1 protein-coding gene is annotated in these 883 nt (G+C 64.1%); it reads left to right on the forward strand.

Going from position 1 to position 883, the window contains the following annotated elements:
* The coding region (locus tag A3764_RS13790; RefSeq protein ID WP_236628198.1) for an ABC transporter substrate-binding protein at positions 1-883 on the forward strand (883 nt) is incomplete at both ends.

The raw sequence follows: 883 nt of genomic DNA on the forward strand, positions 1-883 counted from the left end.
AACCCCGATCTGCCCACGCTGCAGCCGTGGATGAACACCAGCGACAACGACAGTTCGCGCCAGATCTTCCTGCGCAATCCCTATTATCACCGGGTGGACACGCGCGGCGTGCAACTGCCCTATGTCGACGTGGTCGAGATGACCGTGGTGGGCGGCGGCCTTATCGCAGCCAAGGCCAACGCGGGAGAGGTCGATCTGCAGGCGCGCGGGCTCGACTTTTCGGATGTGAGCATCCTCAAGAAAGGGGAGCTGGAAGGGGGTAATTACCGCACCCTGCTCTGGGCGAATGGCGCCGCGAGCCAGATCGCGATCTACCCCAACCTCAATTTCACGGACCCGGTCTGGCGCGGGGTCATGCGCGACGCCCGTTTCCGCCGTGCGCTCAGCCTGGGTATCGACCGCCGGATGATCAATCGGGCGCTCTATTTCGGGATGGCGACGGAGGGCGGAATGACGGCCCTGTCCACCAGCCCGCTGCACGATCCCGCGTTCCTGCATGCCTGGGCGGAATTCGACCTCGAAAAGGCAAACGCCCTGCTGGACGAGATGGGCCTGACGGAACGGACGCCCTCCGGGTTGCGAAAGCTGCCCGACGGCCGCCCCATGGAATTCGTGATCGAAACGGCAGGAGAGCGGCAAGAGGTCGAGAACGCACTGACCATCATCACCGACACCTGGCGCGAACTTGGCATCCGCCTGATCCTGCGCCCGCTGGACCGGGACATCCTGCGCAACCGCGTCTACGCCGGGGTCAGCATGGCCGCCGTCTGGTTCGGCTGGGACAACGGCCTGCCCACCGCGGACACATCGCCCATGTACCTCGCTCCCACCAATCAGGAGTTCTTTTCCTGGCCGAAATGGGGACAGTACTATCAAACCTCCG

It is taken from the genome of Sulfitobacter sp. HI0129 (assembly GCF_001635395.1).
GTDB lineage: Bacteria > Pseudomonadota > Alphaproteobacteria > Rhodobacterales > Rhodobacteraceae > Sulfitobacter.